Below are 22,397 nucleotides of genomic sequence, written 5' to 3'. Positions count from 1 at the left end.
AGCCAGGCGAGGATGCGGCGGAAGTTGTGGCCGACGGCTGAGAGGATGACGTTGGCAGCGGCCCCTGCGCGGCCTTTGAGGTAGCAGCGGCCGAGGTGGCCTTCGGCCTTGAGGTGTCCGATGATGGGCTCGATGGCGGAGCGGCGGCGCAGTTCGCGCTTGATGACACCGAAGACGCCACGCTTCTGGCCGGAGATGAAGACGCGACGGGGATTTTGCGCGTCGTGGCCGCGGTATCCCTTGTCGACATAAGCCCGCTCGATCGGGCAGCCGGTGAGTGTCTCGGTACGGTCAATGACGTCCCGCAAGGTATGACCGTCGTACGGGTTATCGGGCATCGCCCTGGCGTGCAGCACGAACAGGCCCCCGGGAACCCGGCGGTTGTTGGTGACGATGGAGGCCTTCACCCCGAACTCGTAAGGTGCGGCAGCCTTGCCCTTGCCGATGCACTCCACCTCCGGGGCATGGAAGGAATACAGCTTGGAGCCGCGCTGGCGCTGCTGTTGCGAGCGGATCTGCACAGCGCGGCCGAGCGGAAGCGCGAACATCCCCTCAAGGGCCGTCTGTCCTTCGATCTTGCGGCGGATGTCGCGGATGATCCGGCCCAGCCGGCTGCGCAGGATGCGCAACTGCCGCTGATGCCGCTTGAACTGCTTGGCATGGGCGTAGCGGCCCGCCATCATCGCCGCCGCCTTGGCCACGCGAGAATAGGATTGCCGCAGCCTGACGCCGTGCCTGGTCGCCAGGCGGTTGAGACCCTTAATTGCTGCGTGCAGCAGCTTGGCATCGGTCGGGAAGGTGATCGCCTTTGGCTGCACCGTGGTGTCGACCGTGACCCGCTTGAGGTCCTGGCTGCGTAACGCGCCGGCCTCGTGCGCCACCCGCAGGCTCTCGGCACAGCAGCTCCAGTCTGTCGCCGAGCCGCTTGCGCCAATGGCTCAGGTCCGAGCGCTCGTGCGGGAAGGCGTGCTGGAAGAACTCTTCGCCGGTAAAGAACGGGAAATACGGGTCGTAGACCCAGCGCTCGCACACCCCTTCATCGGACCGCCCGTAAATGTGCTTGAGCAACAACAGCCCGATCATGAAGCGGGTTTCGATCTCGGGCCGGCCATTCTCGCTCTAGAGCGGTGCGATCTCGCCGTCGATCCAGTCCCAATCGATCTTGCCGGCAAGCAGAACCAGCTCGTGCTTCATGTTGATGATCTGGTCCAGTCGTGCCCGGAACAGATCGTTCGATCCCGTCGTCTTGTGCTTCTTCAGCCGCATCGTCCCTCCGATGCACCACAGAATCATGGTCTGCAGCGAAAGGGAATCCACAAACGAAATTGCAAGTTTTGGGGTCTCGAGTTCCCAATCCCTGCAATCTCAAATGCTCCCACAACCGAAAAACAGACTCCCGCTCAATCGCTTAGGCGCTTGTTCACGGACGACTACAGCGCGGTCTGGGCGGTCGCCAGCGAGTTCTCGAAGCCGCATCGCAGTGGGGTAGCCACGTTTCCGGCTGTAGCTGGGCGCGATCTCCAACTCTGACCGACAAATCATACCTGGCATATTGGACGATATCTCTCTGCCACGCTGCAGCGACGTCTACGCTTTCTGCGGTCCCATCGGCCGATCGCGTTTTTTAGGTCACAGTTGCAGCCGTGTATCGTGATCCGCGCCATCGCTACTGCGGCAGCTTCAATCACCTCTTTGATCGCGTCCCTAGCCTACCCTGAACTTCAGTTTGTTCGTCTGGTATTGCGCACCCCGATAGCCGTCCGGATTCTTCGATTGCCAACGCCAATGATCCGCGCACATTTGCGCCAATGATCGCACCGATTTCCAACCCAACGTCTTTTCCGCAAATGTCGGGTCGGCATAACAGGCGGCGACATCGCCGGTCCGACGTTCGCCAATTTCATACGGAACAGACCTTCCGCTCACGGCCTCAAATGTCTGAATCACCTCCAAAACGCTGTGGCCGATTCCCGTTCCAAGGTTGACCGTCAGCGCGCCGGGCTGCTTCAGGTGGTTCAAAACGCATAAATGCCCGGATGCAAGATCGACGACATGAATGAAATCGCGGATGCCGGTACCATCTGGAGTGTCATAGTCGTTTCCGCAAACCCGCACTTTCTCGAGCTTTCCTACTGCCACTTGCGCCACAAATGGCACGAGATTGTTCGGAATGCCGACCGGGTCTTCTCCAATGAGCCCACTTTCGTGCGCGCCAACCGGGTTGAAGTAGCGCAGGATGCCGACCCGCCAGTCAGGGTCGGACTTGCAGAGATCCTTCAGCATCTCCTCTATAAAGAACTTCGTGCGGCCGTATGGATTTGTCGGTCCGAGGGGATGTTTCTCATCGAGCGGCAGATACGCGGGAATCCCGTAGACGGTTGCGGACGAACTAAAGACAAGCGTCTTCACGCTGGCTCTCTTCATGGCTGACAAGAGCCGCATCGTTCCCAGGACGTTGTTCTCGTAATAGGTCATCGGCTCCGCGTTGGATTCACCCACGGCCTTCAGCCCCGCCAGATGGATAACCGCCGTCACTTCGTAGTCACGCAATACGTTACAAATCGCTTCTTCATTGCGGATGTCGGCGTGGCAAAAAGCGAGCGACCGCCCGCAGATGGATTGCACCCTTTCTAGAGAGGCGTTGTTGCTGTTGGAGAGATTGTCGACTGCGATGACATCGAGGCCGGCATCGAGTAACGCGACAGACACATGGGAACCAATGTAGCCGGCGCCTCCGGTCAGTAAGATCATCTCGGACACTTTTCGTTTCGTTCAAACTGATGCTACCGGCGCAGCGCCTCAAACCGCGCTTTCGCCTCCTTGATTCCTGCGGCGTCGGCTTTCGCGTAGAGGTCTTGCGCTCTGACCGCATCGCCGCGCGTTCCAAGAGTTCCCCATTTGGCAAGGACCAAGGGATCATAAGTTTCTGCGAGCGAGAAGCTCGCCTGGGCGCTGCCCATCTCGATGGCGCGCTCCAGCACAATCCGTGCAGCGCCTACGTCTCCCTGCCTGAGCAGCGCGGTTGCACGCGCGAGCAACCCTGCCGTCACCGCGGCTTCCTTCGAATTGACATTGGAATTGGCCTGGGCATCGACCCGAAAGCCCGCCGCTCGTGTCCGGTCGGCGACTAGCTTCGCGTTATCCGCAGCCCTGTCCCGCGCGGTCGAGCCGACCGTCCCAGCATTGGGCGCGGCTTGTTTCGCAAGCGCGAGGTCCCGTTCGAGCTGTTCGGACCTGGCCCGCTCCTGCTGCAATGAACTGCGCAACGCGGCTAGGTCGCGCTCTGCCGTCTGCCTCGTCCGCGCGGCTTCCTCGCTCGCCCTGGCCACCGAGGCAGCCTGCGTTTCGAGATCGCGACGTGCGGTTCCGAGATCCTGTTCCAGCCCCGCGGCCCGATCGCGCTCTTCCTGTGCGGATTTGCGAAGCGACGGCGCGCCGCTTGCAGCCGCCTTCTTGAGCTCGACCGTCTCGTCTTCGAGTTTGCGGGCGCGGGCCTCATATGCATAGAGTGCGCTGCGCGTCATCGAGAGGCCTTGCGCAAGTGCGTCGGCCCTCTCGCGCTCCTTCTGGATCGATTTCGTGAGCTCGGCAGCATCCGCTTCCGCAGCACGCTTCGCCCGCATCACTGCTTCGGTTGCTTTTGCCGCCAGTGCCGTCTGAGTTTCGACATCGCGCCGCGCCGCCGCAAGATCCTGCTCCAGCTGCGCGGATCGCTCGCGCTCCTGCCGCAAGGGCTTCTGCAGCTTCGCTTCGTTGCTCTCGCTTGCTTGTTTCAGCCGGGACGCTTCCTCGCTAGCTTTCGCTGCCAATACCGTTTGGGTCTCGACGTCGCGCCGCGCCACCGCAAGATCCTGCTCCAGCCGCCCGGACCGCTCGCGTTCCTGTTGCAGGGACTTCTGGAGCTCGGCTTCGCTGTTCTCACCTGCTTGCCTCAGCCGGGATGCTTCCTCGCTTGCTTTCGCTGCCAATACCGTTTGGGTTTCGACATCGCGCCGCGCCGCCGCAAGATCCTGCTCCAGCCGCCCGGACCGCTCGCGCTCCTGTTGCAGGGGCTTCTGCAGCTCTGCTTCGCTGCTCCCCCTCGCCTGTTTCAGCCGGGAAGCTTCCTCACTTGCTTTCGCCGCCAAGGCCGTTTGGGTCTCGACGTCGCGCCGCGACGCCGCAAGATCCTGCTCCAGCCGTGCGGACCGCTCGCGCTCCTGCTGCAGAGACGTCTGTAGCTCTGCTTCACTGCTCCCCCTTGCCTGTTTCAGCCGGGAAGCTTCCTCGCTCGCTTTCGCCGCCAGCGTCGTTTGGGTCTCGACGTCGCGCCGCGACGCCGCAAGATCCTGCTCCAGCCGTACGGACCGCTCGCGCTCCTGTTGCAGAGACGTCTCTGCTTCGCTGCTCGCCCTTGTCTGTTTCAGCCGGGAAGCTTCCTCACTTGCTTTCGCCGCCAATGCCGTTTGGGTCTCGACGTTGCGCCGCGCCGCCGCAAGATCCTGCTCCAGCCGCGCGGACCGCTCTCGCTCATGCTGCAAAGATGTCTCCGACTCCGTCCCGCCGCTCGCCTCCGCTTGTTTCAACCGGGAAGCTTCCTCAACTGCCTTCGCCGCCCGTGCGCTTTGGATTTCGACTTCGCGCCGAGCAGCCGCAAGGTCCTGCGCCAGCCACTCGGCCCGATCGCGCCCCAGCTCGAGACGTTGCAGCAACTCGATATCGCGCCTTGCCACGGTGAGTTCGCAGGATAGCGTCTCGGTCCAGTCGTATTCTCGTTCCCGAGGCCGACCTGCATCACCAGTCGCTGCTTGCGCAACCTGCACCGATCTTTCGTTTCTGCCGCTGCTCGACAGCAAGATCTCGACGCTGCCATAACCTACCATTCCATCGAAAGCGAAATTGCGGGCGGCCATCGCGTGTTGGGCATCCGCCAGGTGTCGCGCTTGATCCGAAGACGCCTGGGCTTCCAACGCCCATGGCATCGCGAGCATAGTCGCGGCTATCAAACTGGTCGCGGATCGTCCCTGCGTGGGCAGGCGCCTCATTGTCTGCTGCGCAAATGTCCCCCCATCCGAATCGCTTCGCGACGCGCCCCCGATACCCGTGGGCGGATTCATTGGCTCGTTGAGAATGACCGCGCGCCCCATCTACAATTACCTCTCGCATGGTGATACGGCTTGTTTGGATGCGTCATTATGCGCTCCGCTGATGCGAATCCTATAACTCGCATGGAAGCCCCTCCCTACCTCTTTCGGGGGTAGGCTGCGGAGCGTTGGGTCCGTCTAATGGAACGCGTGACTCAAAATTCTTTTCATGGCCCTCTCACCTTCTCTCGCCGCACAGCGAATCGTCTCTGGTTGCGTCGGCTCAATGGACCATCGTAACTACCTACTTATTGCCAATTCCCAGCGACCAGCAATGTTACGGCGCGTTGCGTTTGTTGCCTCCGAAGGCGTGAACCGCTCAAAACTCCAACAGGAATTCAGGCCATTAAGTAATCCCCAGCCGAGGCCACCTTCTGAAGCCGGAAAATCCTCGCCGACAGACCACGGCAGAACACTTATCTCGCAACGATTTACGTTTCGGAGTTGCAGCAGCCCTCGTCACTTCGTGCCGGTGCGCAGTAAATCGTCCGCGGTCGCTGCGGTCCGGCCTATCGTCGGAATGTTTGAACTACTCAGCTTTCGGGGAGGCGCGTCTGAACCGTCCTGGTACCGCAGGCCCACCTCGACGGCGTCACCCGGCTGCAATTCGGTATCCTCGCTTGCGATAATCCGTTCCGGCCCTTTCTCGCCTTTTCTGACGATCGCAATCTCAGGCTTACTGTCGGCTCCACGCGCAAGTTGCGAGCGAACCATCGCAACGTACTGAAGCTTGTCACCGACGCTCTGCAGCCTTTCGCGAATTTGATTGAGCCTTACGCTGGTGTCTTGCAGCTCGCGGAGCAGGTCGAGCCGTCGCTGGTCGTCGAGCTTTACCAGCCTTCTGGCAACCTCATCCTGCTGCTGCTTGACCAGCAATAGTTGCGCAGAGGTCTGTAGCTTCCGGGTCGATGACAGCAGCACCGCGCGCCGGGCATCCGTAACGCGAGGGCTGGTCAAGGAACCCTTGCCGTAGAGGTCGGACGCTTTCTGCAGTTCTTCGAGATCTGACTGAAATCCCTCTTCCTCTTTTTTTTGCTGATCCGAGAGCACGCGGACCTGATCCCCTCCCTGTCGGACGCTGCGCTGAAGGAATTCCTTTTCCTGCTGATAATCACTCTGCTTCGTCTTCAAATATTCCGTCTCTGCATTGACGATTTCCGAAATCGCCGATCGAGCCGTGGGCCCGTCCGCCAGAGCGCCTGGATTGATCCGGTTCCCCTCTCCGAGTTCTGTCTTGATGCGCCACATGCGCGCCTGTTCCCTGGCGAGCTCTGTCCAGAGCGATCCATACTCGCTTCTCAAGTCTGCTGACTCGAGATGCGGGTTGTTCATTCTGATACGCATGATGTCGTAGCCGCCGGCCACGGCGACGAGCTGGCGCGCGGTGATAGACGGACGATAAGGATACTCACCCGGCCTCGACACGTCTCCATTTACGTAAATCGGTCTGTAGTCCGCGACGATCGTCGAGACCTCATCTGCGGCTATAACGACGACGACCTCGCGGCCGTCCGGAGTCCTCTGGCGATATACCTTGCTGGCCAGTGTGGTCCCGATCTGGGCTCGGATCTGCGGTAAGGGCAGTCCGGCTACTCTAAGCGTTCCAACCAGCGGCAACGAAATGTTTCCGTCAGTTTGGACAGCAGCACGATACCGTAGCTCCGGTACGCCTGCCACAGCAACCTCCAGTGTATCTCCAATGTTTACTCGGTATTCGGCCTTCGCGTGAGTGACGGACATTGTCAAGCCGACGGCTACCAAGCCCCACTTGATGCAACGACCTCTGTTACTGCCAAAGATCTCGACGTGGAAAAAATGGGAGAGTCTGGAATTCGGCATGGCGGCAACTCCCTGCACAGACGTGGTCACCGGGTGAAATCCTTCATACCGATCCGCGGAAGGCAGTGCATCGACATCGCTACGGTTCGAGCAATCATCATAACAGGCGATCCGCAAAACCACTGCTTCCTCTTTAGCGCAAGGCCGATCACTGCCTCTTCGCTATGTCCGATTGATCTGTCCTCTATCGGTATCGACAATCTAATCCGGCAGGGCCCCGGCTCAATCGGCCATCGTGGTTACTCCTCTCTACCCATTTATAGCCAATTTCCGCTCAGTTACCCGAATGCTACTGATTTGGCTGGAAGGCGAAATGACTGGGTGGGGAAGGCGAAATGACTGGCTGGGGCTGGGAGTGACGAGTGAGTTATACGTCCTTTACCAATTCGCCGGCCTCTACCCACCTTCCGGCGCATTTGGTCGCTGGCAGCAGGGCGGTCCCAGCGGGCAAGGGGGGCCGACTAGTTGCCCTATTGGTACTGGCGGCAAGCACCGAGTTCGTGCTCACAGCCGTTGCGGCCTATTCCGCAGCCGTCCTCTATCATCGGCTGATCCTGCAGGACTCGCCGGACGCCGCGTACCTCCAGGAATCCATTCTGATTTCCACTCTGCAGTTGCTCGCTTCCATAGGACTCCGGCACTATTCCCGGATCCAGACACAGCCCCGGCACGTGTTCCTATGGAGCGGCGCCAGCAGCGTCTTCTTCGTGTTCTCTTTCTTCATCTCGACGATATTCCTTCTGAAGATCTCGGATGGCTACTCGCGCGGGACCATCATCGCACAGGCTGTGAGTGTCCTCTTTACGGTGCTCTGCACAAGGGCAATATGGTTCTCAGTACTTCAGCCTGCCATTGCATCAGGGTTGATCGATGCCAGACGCGTCATCCTTATAGGAGACCCGGGTCACTGCCTGCATTTTTCTACTCGGGAGATGGCCACCGGAATTCGGACCATCCGGTCGTTCGACTTTCCGACGTTTCGCCCCGACCCTTCAGTACCGACGCGCCCCCCAGCCGTCCAAGTGCTACCTGACGTCCGCCAACTGGTCGCCGATTGCCGCCCCCTCCGAGCGGATGACATTGTCATTTTGACCTCGGAGCCCGATGTTCCGGCTGCCCTTGCGCTTGCCAGCGCCCTGTCAGAGCTGCCAGTTGACGTTCACGTCGTCCCTGTTGGGACTATCGATCTCATGGCTGTGTCGCGGATCACTCTGTTCGGCAACATTGTGACGATGCGGATCTTCCAATGCCCCCTTACTCCTTTCAACCGGGCACTAAAGCGAGCATTCGACATCGTCGTTGCAATCGCTGGGCTTATCATGGTCAGCCCCCTCTTCGTCATCGTTGCGCTCGCAATCAAGCTCGATTCCCCTGGGCCGGTGCTATTCCGCCAGAAGCGCCACGGCTATAACAACGAGCCCATTCACGTGCTGAAATTCCGCACGATGACCGTGATGGAGGATGGCGACAATTTCAGACCTGTCGTCAGACACGATCCACGGGTGACTCGTCTGGGACATCTCCTGCGCCACGCCAATATCGACGAGCTCCCGCAGTTGTTCAATGTCCTGGTCGGTGACATGTCGCTTATCGGGCCCCGTCCGCATGCAACCTCGCAAAACAAGGCATTCGCTGAGCTGATTTCATCATTTTCTCGTCGCCACAACGTCAAGCCCGGCATTACTGGTTGGGCCCAGGTCAACGGTTACCGTGGCGAGATCGATACGCTCGAGAAGATGCAACGCCGGGTGGAGCACGATCTGTACTATATCGATAACTGGTCACTACTTCTCGATCTAAAGATCGTGGTCATGACCCTCTTCTCCAAAAAGGTGTATTGGAATGCTTATTGACGCCTCTCCACCCGTTGCACCGTCTAACCGACCTTTCGTTTGGTAAACCGCGAGGCGTATCTGACTTGGGCTCCATCGCCCCGGTCGGGCGCTTCGCATCATCTCATGTGCGAAGCCTTGAAGTGCAACCGTCAACGCTGGTGCGAGAATGCTACAGACTCCTAATCAAATGAACACTTCGAGAGGTCCGGACAGTATGACTCCTGACCTGCGTTTGCCGATCGTCTCGTTGGCAGATGTGGTGGACTTCATATGGCGGCGTCTCTCGACCATATTGTTGACGTGTTCGATAACGCTGGGCATTGCTTTCCTCTACCTCATTAATGCGGCACCGACGTTTACCGCCGACGCACAAATCATCGTAGATACGAAAGCCGCTCCGGGAGACACTGCCTCCGTGTCGACGATCGTGGAAAGCCAGATCGAAATCATAAAGTCCGAGGGCATCGCTCGCACTGTGATTGGGAAACTGGGTCTGGCAGAGGAGGATCCGGAATTTGCCCGCCGAGACGGCCTCGTGCGCAGCATGATCAAGTCGGTATCCGGCCTGTTCGGCTGGAGCAGACCAGAAACGGAATTTAGCGCGACGCGCCATGCCCTGGAATCGTTTCAACGCAAACTTTCGGCCAAGCGCGTTGGCCTTACGTACATTATCAAGATTTCCTTCGTCTCCGCCGATCCCGTGCGGGCGGCGCAGATTTTAAACACCGTTGCCGAAACATACGTTGCGGCTCAATTGAACGCAAAATACAACTCGTCCTTGCGAAGCGAGAAATGGGTCAAGGATCGGACAAACGAGTTGAGCAGCCAAGCGTCAGCTGCCAAAAACGCACTTGCGAACTATCGTAAGAATAACGTCGCCGATTCCGCAAAGCCTGTCGATCCAGGAACAGCCCCATCGCAATTGACAACTAAAACACAAGATGAGCTCCGCGAACTCGAAGCGGCCGCGGAATCCACCACAAGGACTTATGAAAATTTTCTTCGTGTGCTGCGTTACATGGAGGCGCAACAGCAATCCTCGCCAGCGTTAGAAGCGCATCTGCTCGCTGAAGCGACCCCTCCCTTGCGGGCCAGCTCGCCGAAAGTCGGAATCGTGCTTGGACTATCGGTCGTTGGGGGTGTGCTTCTTGGCATCGCTATCGGGATACTGCGCGATCTGTCGGTTCGAGGCTTCCGTACCGGCGGGCAGGTCTGTCGCGAGCATCAAATGGCCTGCATCGCAGTTATCCCAAGGGTCAAGTCCGGCGGCGTTTGGAGAAAGTTGACAACGGCTTTCCCTGGCCCTGCCGAAAAGATGGCGATGAACCTGGCGAGCGTCGAGAGCCCGGCCGCCTCAATGCGAAATCGTCTCGTGTCCATTGCCATGCCATCGACGGACGGCGACCGCTTATCGAAGCGCCGTTTGTCCAACTCCGCGTCAAGATCGCGAAGCATCATACGTGGAGATAGTCCAATCTGGACCATTACAGATGCACCACAGTCCCGATTTACCGATTCGTTTCTTGAGATGAAGCTGGCCATAGATTCGATGAGCCGTAACGGCAAGCGAAACCAGGCTATTGGGATCACCTCAACGCAACCCCACGAGGGAAAGTCCACCGTTGCAGCGGCGTTGGCGTTGCTCATAGCGCATGCTGGGGCTCGAGTTGTCCTGGTAGACTGCAATTTGCGAAATCAATCCCTCTCGGACGAATTGGCTCCGGGCGCCGCATTTGGCATTTTGGACATCATGACAGGGACAGTTTCGGTGCCTGAAACAACGTGGATCGATTCAGCATCACAAATGGCCTTTCTACCGGTTGGCAATAACTCTCGACCAATTCATGCGAGCAATCTTCTGGCATCGGACAAGCTCGCCAAACTGTTTCAGACTCTTCGCGAAACCTACGAATACGTCATTGTCGATCTGCCACCCGTGGCGCCATTTGCGGATGCTCGCGCCATGGCGCGCTCGTTGGATTCCTTCATCCTTGTTGTCGAATGGGGGCGCACGGATATCGCTGTCGTCGAACGCGCGCTCAAAGCCTGTAGCGACATAGATGAAATTATGCTCGGGGTCGCCTTGAACAAGGCAGACATGAAGTCGGTGAAGAGATACGAGCAGCGACCTTGATGCATGCCGCGCAACCGTGATGCGCGATGTGCTTCTTGTGAATATGGGACGCTGGACCGAGCTGGCTGGCAGTGCAGGTTGGGCGCGTGTTAGGGAGCTTCACGTCCGCGATAAGGCACTCTAGGGATCGGGCTAGTTGCTTCAATGATTATGTGTGTTGCACTGATTCGAGGCCACGGACAGGTCGGGACGGCGGTGGTCGGCGTCATTGCCTTGTCGATGATCAACGTGTCTCGGTACGCTGTTATACAGTCCCCGTTCGGCTCCGTGCACATCAAGGTCGTTGCGGCCAAACCAATCGCATTGGTGGAGATCACTGCCCCCACCCCGCCGGTCGAGGGGAGCTGCGAGTGAAGGTGGCTCTCGTATCGTTCCATTATGCGGAATATGCGTCCCGCCTCGCCTTGGCGCTTGATAGAAGCCACGAGGTGCTGCTGATCCTGGATTCTTCCAATGCCGAGTATGATCTTTCCAAGTCTTTGCGGGATGCGCTTGTCAGACGCGGGAATGTCCTGTGGTTTGGAAAGATGAGACGCCGCAGTGCGCTGATCCATGCGATGAGGCTGACGTGTGAGATGCGACGATTTCGGCCCGACGTGATTCACGTTCAGGAAGTGACGAATTGCGTTCCAACGTGGACCAACGACGTTCTGAGATATTCAACTCCGCTCGTCGTTACCGTGCACGACCCAGTCCCGCATAGCGGAGCTGATCGGCGCGTGGCCCTGAAGTCTGAGGCTTATCGGATACGTTTGCGCACTCGTGCAGATCGTTTGATAGTACATGGCGAAAGAATGCGGGAGGAATGGCGAGGAAGGGAGCCGCAGCTAACTCTTCAACTTGCTTCAGTCTCACACGGTGTGCTTGGTGATGATCAAGGCCGGGTGGAAACCATTCCCGAGAAGCCGCCGGTGTTTTTGTTTTTTGGACGAATCGAGGCCTACAAGGGTCTCGGATACGCGTTGCAGGCAGCAGAATTGTTAGCTCGGAGAGGCTTGCAATTTCGTTTGGTAATTGCAGGAACGGGATCCGATCTAGATCAGAATCGCGCCAGTATCGGCGAAATGCCCTGGGTCGAGTTAGTGGATCGTCGTTTTCTCGCTGACGAAATTCCGCAGATGTTCCGCCGAGCGAGTGCCGTTGTGCTTCCATATACGGATGCCACCCAGAGCGGGGTCGCCGCGATGGCCTTCGGGTTTGGGCGGCCGGTGATCGCAACCTGCGTCGGAGGATTGCCTGACGTAGTCACAAACGAGCATGATGGTTTGTTGGTTGCACCGAAAAGCGTGGATGCACTGGCTGAGGCAATGGCGCGGTTTATCGTAAGCGAGAAGCTGGACGAGAGGCTTCGGCGCGGGGCAATGGAGCGCGCTCGCGGGCAATTGAGCTGGGACACCATCGCGCGAGAAACTGCAGCGGTCTACGAAGATGCGATACGAGCTCATGGTTAGGCCTGCTGTAGTTTGTCCCACTTCGGCGGCGAGATGCATGATGCGCTCTCCGCTCGCACAAGTCGAAGGGAAGCCGCCGTGGGTAATCAGAAAGGGTCCGACACATGGGTCCAGTTCCAGATATAGTTCCGTTATCCGCAGAAGCGACGGCCAGAGACGCTCAAAAAATGGGTGTGTCCGCCATCTGTGTGTGACCAGCCATCCGACCCCTTCGTCGGATCTTCCACGATCATTGCAGCTGGGCCCTTCGGTCGTTCCGTCGCAGCGCGTTTGCGGTCCTCTGTCGTTGAAAGAGAAATAAGTCATGCATCATGAGGCAGTCATCGATGTCAGCGTGGAGGCCTTGGATAGCATTACGACGCTTGAGACCACGTGGAAGGAGCTCGAAGCGCGGGTGTCTCACTCGTTCTTTTTATCCTGGCTCTGGATCGGCACCTGGCTACGGCATCTCCCGGATGGCGCGCAACCACAAGTCCTCGTCGCTCGGTCGTCAAGCAAGGTCGTCGGCCTGGCGATTATTTGCCGGCGGAGAGCGTGGAGTCTCGGGCCGCATGCGCGGGCGCGTTGGCTGCTCAATGAAACAGGATATGCACGTTTCGACCGATTGTTCATCGAGTACAATAATATTCTTGCTGAGCATTCCGACGCCATCATATCGGCAGGTCTCGATGCGTTGACGTCCCGCCTGCGCCTCTCGGATCAGTTAGTCCTCTCCGGAATTGATCCGGACCTTGAGTTGGCCGCTAGTCGCGCCGCAGGCCGGGTTGGGCTCGTTACCGAGGTGAAACAGGCTGGCCCGGCACCGTGGGTTGATTTCGCCAAAGTCCGTCAGCAAGGGGGGGATTATCGCGCCACATTGGGCCGCAGTACTCGCCAGGCGGTGAGCCGTGCCATGCGGTTGTATGCCGAACGCGGCCCCGTTGAACTCCGGATCATGGAAACGACAAAGGAGGCCCTCGCCGCGTTCGATCTGCTGAGTGACTTTCATCAGTCGCGATGGAGACGCAGGGGGGCCTTCGCCAACCCGGGCTTCCGTCCATTTCACGAGGAGCTGATTGCACGCGGAGTTCCAACGGGGGCTGTCCGCATCTCACGGACGCTGGCTGGGGACCAGACAATCGGGGTCTTGTACAATTTCGTGCATGACGGCCGTGTCCTTAACTACCAAAGCGGCTTTCTCTATGAGAGCGATGGCCGGCTCAAGCCCGGGCTTGTCAGCCATGTGCTGGCTATTCAGGACAGCATCGCACGCGGGGAACACGGCTACGACTTCCTGGCTGGTGGCGGTGGGCACAAGTCCCATCTGGCTAATAGGGAGCATGCCATGAAGTGGATCGCAATAGGCAGAGACAGTCCGGAGCGCCGCATCGAGGCCAAGCTCCGCGGAGCCAAGCGGATGCTACGAACGATTGCTACGCATCTCGCAAAAAAGAAGCTGCGGCTCCGTATTCCGTATTTGGGGGCTAGTTCCTAGACGATCGGAGTGGGTTCTTCGACGAGGACCAACGGAGGGTGGCTTGTCGTCGAACAATCGGCAGCCCAATGGAGAGCTGGCTGGCGATTCAAAAGCAGCGACGACGATCAAGCAACCCGCGCGCGTCTCGCCTCCGCAATCCCGCGACACCGGCTTGATCAGGCTTAGGACTGCCGCTCGTTGCCCGAGCTCACCTTGCGGGCGTACATCCGCACCATATCCTTCACATTAAGGTAGATGTAGTATTTTTCCAGATTGAGCCGAATCGCAAGAGCCGCAAGCCGATCCTGAACCTTTCTGTTTTTCGCCATTACGCCGATGTTGAACAACAGCCGAGCAAGCGACATCGTCCGTCCTACCAGCTGCATTTTAACGACTTCGAACCCGTGCTGCTGCAACAAGGCGGAAAGAGTCTCTTGCGTGTAAAAGAAAACGTGTCCGTCGCAGCTGAGACTGCGTTCTCGCCGCCCAAGAATCTTGAAGGTCCAGGAATCGTAAGTTGGCGTCTCGACAACAAAAATTCCGCCGGGCTTGAGAACGCTATGCACTTGAGCGACCGCGCTCGCCGGGTCATCCAAATGTTCGATCACATGCAGCATGATCGCCGCGTCGATGGACTCAGGATTAAGCGAAGCGGTGTCCAGCGTACCGTGATGGACCTCAAGTCCGAAAACGCGCCGGGCGTACGCCACAGCACGGCCGTCGGGTTCGATCCCTGAAACCGTCCACCCGCGCGAACGCAAGTAGTTCAAAAGCACTCCCGAATAGATACCGATCTCGCAGAGCGCGCCTTTTCGAGGTAGAAATTCCTCGAGGCGGCCTGCCATTCGTCGATAGTCCGGCATCTTGTCGGCTGTGTGTTTGACCGTATCGCTCTGATCCGTCAGGGTCGCCGGCAAGTTGTTCAGATATTCCGACAAGTTGCTTCTTTCCAAAGGGAACGCGTACATCAATCCACAATCTCCACATCGGACGATCTGATTGACCTGCGCTCTTCCGGCCTCAAAAACGATGCCGTATTCCAGCGATCCGCAATTGTTGCACTTGGCCACCGGTACGGCGTCGACGGTCTGTCGCTCTCTGGTTAGCATGGCAAGGGAGCTCCAAAGTAGATGTTGGATGCGCCGGCGACATTTTCGGACAAGGCGCCGTTAGGGTCGCATCGATGCGGGCCTGCGCTCGAGTTTCCGGCTTTGTCGTGATCCTGTTCGCGCCCGTGCGAGGTATAGTTGTCCGCGGCCTCGCAGAATGAGTTGCCAAAGCGACATGTCGCGACAACGACCACCCACATTCCAAGGACAAACATCAAGCCCATAACTGCTGCGCCGCCAATGATCGCTACCCGCAGATCCGACAGACCGGCCATTTAAGATGCGTCTGCTTGGATGCTAGAGGGAGTTAGTGAACCGTACGTGAATGGTCCGCAACGCATGGCCACCAGCACGCGTGCCGCCGACAGGACTCCTATTGGTCGAGTGGACACGGACTGTTGGCCCATACGGCCTCCTATGGAGAGAACTAATCCAAAACTCGCGCCGCGTGGGGGCTCTTTGGGATTACCCACATCGGCTTCCTGCTTCTCGCAGGGCGAACGTCGGCCGCGCTCGAGGCGATTGGCGGCGCCCCGAAACTCCTTGTTCCTGACTAGGCCAAGGTGGCTGTGATCAAGGCCTGCCACTTCGATCTGTGGTCAATCGGAGCGGCAACGAGCGTGAAATGCCGTATCACCGCGCCATTGCTGCGACCCGGCGCGGCGTCTGTAAGCGCTCCGGTACGATCTTGGCTTCTCGTCCTCGGACCAGCGTCGCCGCCGACCATGATAGCAACCCTTGACGAAGACTTCACTCGCGAACCCAGTCGCTCATCGGCCGCCGCCAAGGCGCTTGCGTCGGCAGCCAAGTGCTTTGCGGATTGCGCCTGGAGAGGACGAGATCACGCGCTACGCGACGCCTCCGTCGCTGGCGAGCTGCTTGGAGGGGAGGAACACAACATAATTTACGACGGTGAACACATACACTGGTACCATCAGTGGAGATCTTTTTGGTTTCCCCAACAGCAGCGATACCGAATTCAGCAGCAACGGCAGGCGCATGGCGTAGGTGCCCACACGTGGGCCGTGCGGTTCTAATTATCGCCATGTTAACTTATTTTTTTCGCCATACTCACTCATTAACCAACCCGCTCAGCAGTTGGGGGGGCCAATCCCACTGCATTGGAATGTGCTCGCGGTCCAAGACTGCGATGCATTGGAATCTGCTCGCAGCCAGAGGTTGCGAAGCATTGGAATCCGTTCGTGGCGCGAGGCGCTGCGAGCGTGTGGTATGTCGCGCGCCTGCACGATGCGCGGCAGCGGAATTCCCTTGTCAACGTCAAAGACACACAGCTCTGAAACTCGATGGAGGCCTGATTTGAATACGACCGGCACAATTACGAACTTTTCGCCTACAGCAACCGGCGAGGGTTCCGTTACAATTGGCGGCGACCGTTACTGGGTGGAGACGTCGGGCGAGAGCTATGCCCTGACCAATCCTGATCCACAAACTCTGCGGTTCGAACTTCAACCGGGTGATAAAGCCTGGTTCGATGCCGGATCATCCGTTGATCGCGCTCAAATTGACGGTTCCGCTGGTACAAAGATTCCGGTCGGTACTGCTACCAACATAAACTATCAGTTTTTGTTGGAAGCCAATGGGCCCAACGGCTCATTTAAAAACACGGCACGATGGTTTGTCACCGGAGAAATGCAAACCACCGCGTACGGGGCATCGCCTCCGTTCGCGATCGAGCTTCATGGCGACCGTCTGGCGGTTGTCGCTCGCTACGTCCTGCCCGGTGGGAATCCCAGCAACGGGTCCAGCGATCTCAAGATGCTCACGCTCTGGACCGACCCCAATCCAATTCAAACTGGCCAGTACCACAATATTCAAATAAAAACCAATGTGTCGAACACCAGCAGCGGGTACCTGCAGGTTTCGGTCGACGGTACTCAAGTTGTGAACTATCAGGGCCCCTTGGGTTATGGAGCCCCCACCTATTGGATGTACGGACTCTATCGGTCGCCGACATCCGAGACTGTCGAGGCCAGTTTCCGAAACTTGACGCTAACGACCGGATCGGCAGCGACGGCACCGACACAGCCAACGACGCCCACGACGCCGACCACGCCGGTGAATCTGGCGCCGACGGTGACGCAGGCCTCCGCTACACCGGGAACGGGCGTCGCGGATAACGGTGATACCATCACGATGACGCTCGGCTTCAGCGAGGCCGTGAGAGTCACCGGGACGCCTACGCTGGCGCTCAACAATGGCGACACAGCCACTTATGTCGGCGGCTCGGGCACGAGTTCGCTCACCTTTAGAACGACCGTCGCACCGACCGATAAGGACACCTCGGCGGTCGCGATCACCGGCGTCAATCTTCCGAGCGGGGCCAGCATCAAGGATCTTTCCGGTCTTGCGGCGAACCTTTCGGGCGCGGTGAAGACGTTCGCCGGCCTTCAGATCGATGCGACCCCGACGTCCCCGACAACGCCGACGTCTCCAACGACGCCGACGTCCCCAACCAGGCCTACCACCCCGACGTCGCCCGTTACGAAGCCGGTTCTTAGTGTCGCGGATCCCACGCTGTCGGTGCGCAGCAGAGGCGGTATGGTCAGTCTGGGAACCAATGTGACAACGACCGATTCCAACGATCGCGTGACCGTGAACGTCACGGGCCTGCCGAGATACGAGACGATCACCAGCAACCTCGATGGCCGGACGTTCAGGGGAGACAACATCACCTTGACGGCTGCGCAGGTTGAGAGCGGACTGACGCTGCAATCGCACTACCGTGGCCGGGCCACTCCTGAATCCATGCTCACGCTGACCGCAAGTGCAAAGGATCCGGTCACGGGCGCTGTAGCGACATCCGCGCCGCAGACCATCAGCGTGACGGATAGGCGGTCTTCGGCTACGACGACCACGACGCCGCAGACCCCCAGCGTGACGGCTCCTTCGCCGTCGGTCTCGATGAGTAGAGGCGCAGGGTTCCTGGCTAACCAGGGCTTTGAGCAGCTGCAGCAACAGGTGGGGTCGCCCGCCAGCACGCTGGCAACCACGAGGGGCCAGGCGATCGCGACGGATTCTCAGGCAAGCGGGACTACGGCGTCCCTGGCAAACCAGAGCTTCGCGCTGCTGAACCAATATCTGGCCGGCAACACCGGTCGGGGCGGTTCCGGGCAGATCGTGGCAGCCGTGTCGCAAGCGACCGGTTGGGCTCAGAACGGCATCCTGACCAGATCGCACTGATCTACCGCCGTACCCGGGCGCGCCAGCGCCTGGGTACGGCACCATCATCGTTTTGGAATGCAGAGAAGGAACATCACACGCGGCCGGTAGTCGCGAAGGGTTGAGTTTAAAACATTATGGCGATGCAAAATGGGAATGCCCACGCCGCAGACCATGGGCTTCGAGCCTTGGCTCTGTTCCTGCGCCTTCATGGCGTCAACGCCGAGCCGGACCAGCTCCGCGATCGCTGCGGAAGCAGCACGATAGGTATCCGCGCCCTGGTTCGTTGTGCTCGCGAGTTTGGAGTCAAGCTCCGCTCGCAAACAACTCGTTGGACACGACTTGCGAGCCTCCAGCTGCCTGGAATCGCATCGCTGCGTGACGGCGGGTTTCTGCTTCTTGGCAAGGTCGACGACAACGGCGCGCTCGTGCTGCATCCGACCGCAACGCGGCCGGAGCTGATGACGCGCGCCGAATTCGAGGAAATCTGGGACGGCCGTTTGATCCTGACCGGATCGCAGAACGTCATCAATCGGCTGCTCCCTGCCCTCGCTGACATGAGTGTCACCGTGCGTGGTCTGGCGCGCCGCGCCGTCGGCCCCGTAACGCGCGCTCGCGATACTGTGATGCGGGCCCGTGATTCATTGATGCGTGCCTGCTTCGGCGATCGAGGGGATATTGCCCCGCCGGCGACCAGATCCGACTTCGAGGCTGCGAGCATCGTGCCTCAGAGCGAGGACGAGTCCGGGCTCGTGGCAGTTGCAATCCTGTTACGATGCCATGGCATTGCGGCCGATCCTGAACAGATCCGGCACCGCATGGGCGCGGCGAAGCTGGGCGTTACTGAAATCCTGCGCTGCGCCAAGGAATTCGGGCTGAAGGCCCGCGCGCAGAAGACGAGCTGGAACAGGCTTGCGGTCACCCCGCTGCCGGGAATTGCCCTGCTGCGCGATGGCGGCTTCCTGATCCTCGGCAAGGTCGACGACGACAAGATTCTGGTTCAGCGCCCATTGTCGCCCCAGCCCGAAGCCATGACGCAGTCCGAGCTCGAGGCGATCTGGGACGGCGACATCATCCTGATGGCGCGGCGCGCGTCGCTGACTGATCTCTCCCGCCGCTTCGATATCGGCTGGTTTGTCGGCGCGATTCACAAGTATCGCCGTCTTCTCAGCGAGGTGCTGGTCGCGTCGTTCTTCCTTCAGATCTTCGCGCTCATCTCACCGCTGTTCTTCCAGGTGGTCATCGACAAGGTGCTCGTGCATCGAAGCATGAGCACGCTCGACGTCCTGATCATAGGCCTTGTCGCGCTGACCGTGTTCGAGGCCGTTCTCGAAACGCTTCGGGTTTATCTGTTTGCGCACACCACGAACCGCATCGACGTCGAGCTCGGCGCCCGGCTGTTTCGTCACCTGTTGGCGCTGCCGATCGCCTATTTCCAGGCCCGCCGAGTCGGCGATTCCGTCGCGCGCGTCCGCGAGCTGGAGAATATCCGCCAGTTCCTGACCAGCTCGGCGCTTACGCTCTTGATCGACCTGTTGTTCACCGTCGTCTTCGTTGCGGTGATGTTCTACTACTCGACGACGTTGACGCTGATCGTTCTGGCCTCATTCCCGCTCTATATCGGCATTTCCGCGGGCGCCGCGCCGCTGTTTCGCCGGCGCCTCGATGAGAAATTCAACCGGGGCTCCGAGAATCAGGCTTTCCTGGTCGAGAGCGTCACCGGCGTCGAGACGCTGAAGGCCATGGCGGTCGAGCCGCAGATGCAGCGCCGGTGGGAGGAACAGCTCGCCGGCTATGTCAGCGCAAGCTTCCGCGTGCTCAGCCTGAACAATACCGCGAGCCAGGCGGTCCAGATGATCAACAAGCTGGTCACCGCGGCCACGCTTTACTTCGGCGCCAGACTTGTAATCGGTGGCGATCTCACCGTCGGCGAGCTCGTCGCGTTCAACATGCTGGCCGGACGGGTGAGCATGCCGGTGCTGCGTCTCGCGCAGATGTGGCAGGATTTCCACCAGGCCCGCCTGTCGATCGATCGGCTCGGCGACATCCTCAACACCATCCCGGAGCCGAGCTTCAATCCGGGCCGTGCCGCACTGCCGCCGATCCGCGGGCAGGTCACGTTCGAGCATGCGACGTTCCGCTACCGCATCGACGGCCCCGAAGTGCTGCACAACGTCTCGTTCAACGTCCGGCCCGGCCAGGTCGTCGGCATCGTCGGCTCGTCCGGCTCGGGCAAGAGCACCATCACCAAGCTGGTCCAGCGTCTCTACGTACCGGAGAGCGGGCGCGTGCTGGTCGACGGCGTCGACCTTGCGATGGTCGATCTGACCTGGCTGCGGCGCCAGATTGGCGTCGTCCTGCAGGAGAACGTGCTGTTCAACCGCTCGATCCGCGAAAACATCGCGCTGGCCGACCCGGCCCTGCCGATGGATCGCGTCATCGAGGCGGCAACGCTCGCCGGCGCTCACGACTTCATCCTGGAACTGCCCGAGGGATACGACACCGTCGTCGGCGAGCGCGGCAGCAGCCTGTCCGGCGGACAACGCCAGCGTGTCGCGATCGCGCGCGCCCTGATTACCGACCCGCGCATCCTCATCCTCGACGAGGCGACCAGCGCACTCGACTACGAAAGCGAGCGTGCCATCCAGCAGAACATGAAGCGAATTTCCGCTGGCCGAACCGTGTTCGTCATCGCCCATCGGCTCTCGACGGTGCGCAATGCCGACCGGATCATCACGCTCGAGCATGGCCGCATCGTCGAGGACGGTAACCATGACGAGCTGATCCGCTCGAACGGGCGCTACGCAAACCTCCATTATCTCCAGGCCGGTATCCATGACGTCCGCTAGCCGAAACATCGTCCCGTTTCCGAACCGCCCGGCTCCGGCCCGTCGCCGCGAGCAGGAAATCGCGTTCCTGCCGGCGGCGCTCGAGATCACCGAAACGCCGCCGTCGCCGATCGGGCGCGCGATCGGCGCCAGCATCATCGCGGTCTTTTGCTTTGCGCTGCTGTGGGCGTCGTTCGGCAACGTCGATATCGTCGCCACTGCGACGGGCAAGATCGTGCCGGGCGGACGCACCAAGCTGGTCCAGCCGTTCGAGACGGGCGTGGTCCGCGCCATCCACGTCCGCGACGGGCAGACCGTGAAAGCCGGCGACGTTCTCATCGAACTCGATCCGACGATGACAGAAGCCGACAACGAGCGTCAGAAGAGCGACCTCGTCGCCGCCGAACTCGACGTCGCGCGGCTGCGCGCCGCGCTGGCGGAGGATCCGCTTGCCGCCTTCAAGCCACCGCAGAGCGCAAGCGCCGCGGAGGTCGAGATGCATCGTCAGTTCCTGATCAGCCAGCGCGCCGAACAGAACGCCAGGCTCGCCGAGATCGAACGTCAGCAGGGCCAGAAGGACGCGGAACGGGCGACCACTTCGGCGAGCGTCGCAAAGCTGCAGGCCACGATACCGGTGCTGCAGGAGCGCGTCGACATCCGCAAGAACCTGGTCGACAAGGCACTGGCTTCCAAGGTCGTCTATCTCTCCGAATACCAGGAACTGGTCGGCCTTCAGCAGGACCTCGTCCTGCAGCAGAGCCGGCTGCGCGAAGCCGACGCCGCCGTGGCGTTGCTGAAGGAAACCAGGGAGAAGACCGCCGCGGAGTTTCGGCGCACGACCTATGACGCCCTCGCGAAGGCCGAGCAGAAAACTGCAAGCGCGGCGCAAGAGGTGATCAAGGCGGAACGGCGCACGAAGCTTCAGCGTTTGGCCGCGCCCGTCGATGGCGTCGTGCAACAGCTCGCCGTTCATACGGTGGGCGGCGTGGTGACCCCTGCCCAGGCGCTGGCCGTGGTGGTTCCGAGCCAAAGCCAGCTCGAGATCGAGGCCATGCTTTCCAACCGCGACATCGGATTCGTGCATCCGGGACAAAAGGCGGAGATCAAGGTCGATACATTCAACTTCACGCGCTACGGGCTACTTCATGGCGAAGTGATCAGCGTTTCGTCCGACGCCATCACCCGCGACAGGCCGCAGGGCGCTTCGAATGATCGGGCTATGGGCGCGGCAACGAACAGCAGCGAGCCGAAAGGTCAGGAGCTGGAATATGCCGCTCGTGTCTCGCTTGACCGCGTGGCCATGCAGATAGATGAGAAACTCGTCAAGCTTGGGCCGGGAATGGCAGTGACGGTAGAGATCAAAACAGGCTCGCGAACCATCATCAGCTATCTTCTCTCGCCGCTGGCAAGATACAAGCAGGAGTCCTTGCGGGAACGGTAGA

General features: G+C 59.8%; 11 protein-coding genes and 1 pseudogene. 7 read left to right on the top strand and 5 right to left on the bottom strand.

Annotation, left to right across the window (positions count from 1 at the left end):
• The 4 genes and pseudogenes from CQ12_RS09900 to CQ12_RS09885 form a co-directional block, all read right to left on the bottom strand.
• Positions 1–1,266, bottom strand: a pseudogene (locus CQ12_RS09900) (IS5 family transposase); the annotation flags it as partial.
• A gap of 438 nt (positions 1,267–1,704) precedes the next feature.
• On the bottom strand, positions 1,705–2,751 hold the full coding sequence (galE, locus tag CQ12_RS09895; protein WP_057835102.1) for a UDP-glucose 4-epimerase GalE: 1,047 nt from the start codon (positions 2,749–2,751) through the stop codon (positions 1,705–1,707).
• Positions 2,752–2,783: 32 nt separating this feature from the next.
• The gene (locus CQ12_RS09890; protein ID WP_057835101.1) at positions 2,784–5,126 is read right to left on the bottom strand and encodes a coiled-coil domain-containing protein; all 2,343 of its coding nucleotides are present in this window, start codon (positions 5,124–5,126) and stop codon (positions 2,784–2,786) included.
• 456 nt (positions 5,127–5,582) lie between these two features.
• The gene (locus CQ12_RS09885) at positions 5,583–6,962 is read right to left on the bottom strand and encodes a polysaccharide biosynthesis/export family protein (protein WP_057835121.1); all 1,380 of its coding nucleotides are present in this window, start codon (positions 6,960–6,962) and stop codon (positions 5,583–5,585) included.
• A gap of 362 nt (positions 6,963–7,324) precedes the next feature.
• On the opposite strand from CQ12_RS09885, the gene CQ12_RS09880 reads away from it, so the two are divergent.
• The 4 genes from CQ12_RS09880 (at position 7,325) to CQ12_RS09860 (ending at position 13,856) form a co-directional block, all read left to right on the top strand.
• Positions 7,325–8,815 carry an undecaprenyl-phosphate glucose phosphotransferase gene (locus CQ12_RS09880; RefSeq protein ID WP_057835100.1) on the top strand — a complete coding sequence of 497 codons (1,491 nt, stop codon included), beginning with the start codon at positions 7,325–7,327 and terminating at the stop codon, positions 8,813–8,815.
• Positions 8,816–9,011: 196 nt separating this feature from the next.
• Positions 9,012–10,931 carry a Wzz/FepE/Etk N-terminal domain-containing protein gene (locus CQ12_RS09875; RefSeq protein ID WP_198164111.1) on the top strand — a complete coding sequence of 640 codons (1,920 nt, stop codon included), beginning with the start codon at positions 9,012–9,014 and terminating at the stop codon, positions 10,929–10,931.
• Between the two features lie 350 nt (positions 10,932–11,281).
• Positions 11,282–12,382, top strand: coding sequence for a glycosyltransferase family 4 protein (locus tag CQ12_RS09865; protein ID WP_057835097.1), 1,101 nt, complete (start codon positions 11,282–11,284; stop codon positions 12,380–12,382).
• Positions 12,383–12,686: 304 nt separating this feature from the next.
• Positions 12,687–13,856, top strand: a complete 1,170-nt coding sequence (locus CQ12_RS09860) for a GNAT family N-acetyltransferase (protein WP_245309830.1) — start codon at positions 12,687–12,689, stop codon at positions 13,854–13,856.
• A gap of 164 nt (positions 13,857–14,020) precedes the next feature.
• Here the strand turns inward: CQ12_RS09860 and CQ12_RS09855 are convergent, their stop codons facing one another.
• Entirely contained in the window at positions 14,021–14,947 is a 927-nt protein-coding gene (locus tag CQ12_RS09855; RefSeq protein WP_057835096.1) for a methyltransferase domain-containing protein, read from the bottom strand.
• A gap of 1,317 nt (positions 14,948–16,264) precedes the next feature.
• On the opposite strand from CQ12_RS09855, the gene CQ12_RS09845 reads away from it, so the two are divergent.
• The 3 genes from CQ12_RS09845 to CQ12_RS09835 all read left to right on the top strand — a co-directional run bounded on the left by CQ12_RS09845 (position 16,265) and on the right by CQ12_RS09835 (position 22,396).
• On the top strand, positions 16,265–18,148 hold the full coding sequence (locus tag CQ12_RS09845; protein WP_198164110.1) for a heparin lyase I family protein: 1,884 nt from the start codon (positions 16,265–16,267) through the stop codon (positions 18,146–18,148).
• A gap of 116 nt (positions 18,149–18,264) precedes the next feature.
• A complete protein-coding gene (locus CQ12_RS09840; protein WP_083519213.1) occupies positions 18,265–20,976 on the top strand; it encodes a type I secretion system permease/ATPase in 2,712 nt (903 codons plus the stop codon).
• Positions 20,963–22,396, top strand: a complete 1,434-nt coding sequence (locus tag CQ12_RS09835; protein WP_057835093.1) for an HlyD family type I secretion periplasmic adaptor subunit — start codon at positions 20,963–20,965, stop codon at positions 22,394–22,396. Before CQ12_RS09840 ends, CQ12_RS09835 begins: the two co-directional genes overlap by 14 nt.
• Position 22,397 lies beyond the last annotated feature (1 nt).

It is taken from the genome of Bradyrhizobium jicamae, from assembly GCF_001440395.1.
GTDB lineage: Bacteria > Pseudomonadota > Alphaproteobacteria > Rhizobiales > Xanthobacteraceae > Bradyrhizobium > Bradyrhizobium jicamae.
Note: the sequence above shows the minus strand (reverse complement) of the source record. Positions and strands in the feature narration are given on the sequence as shown.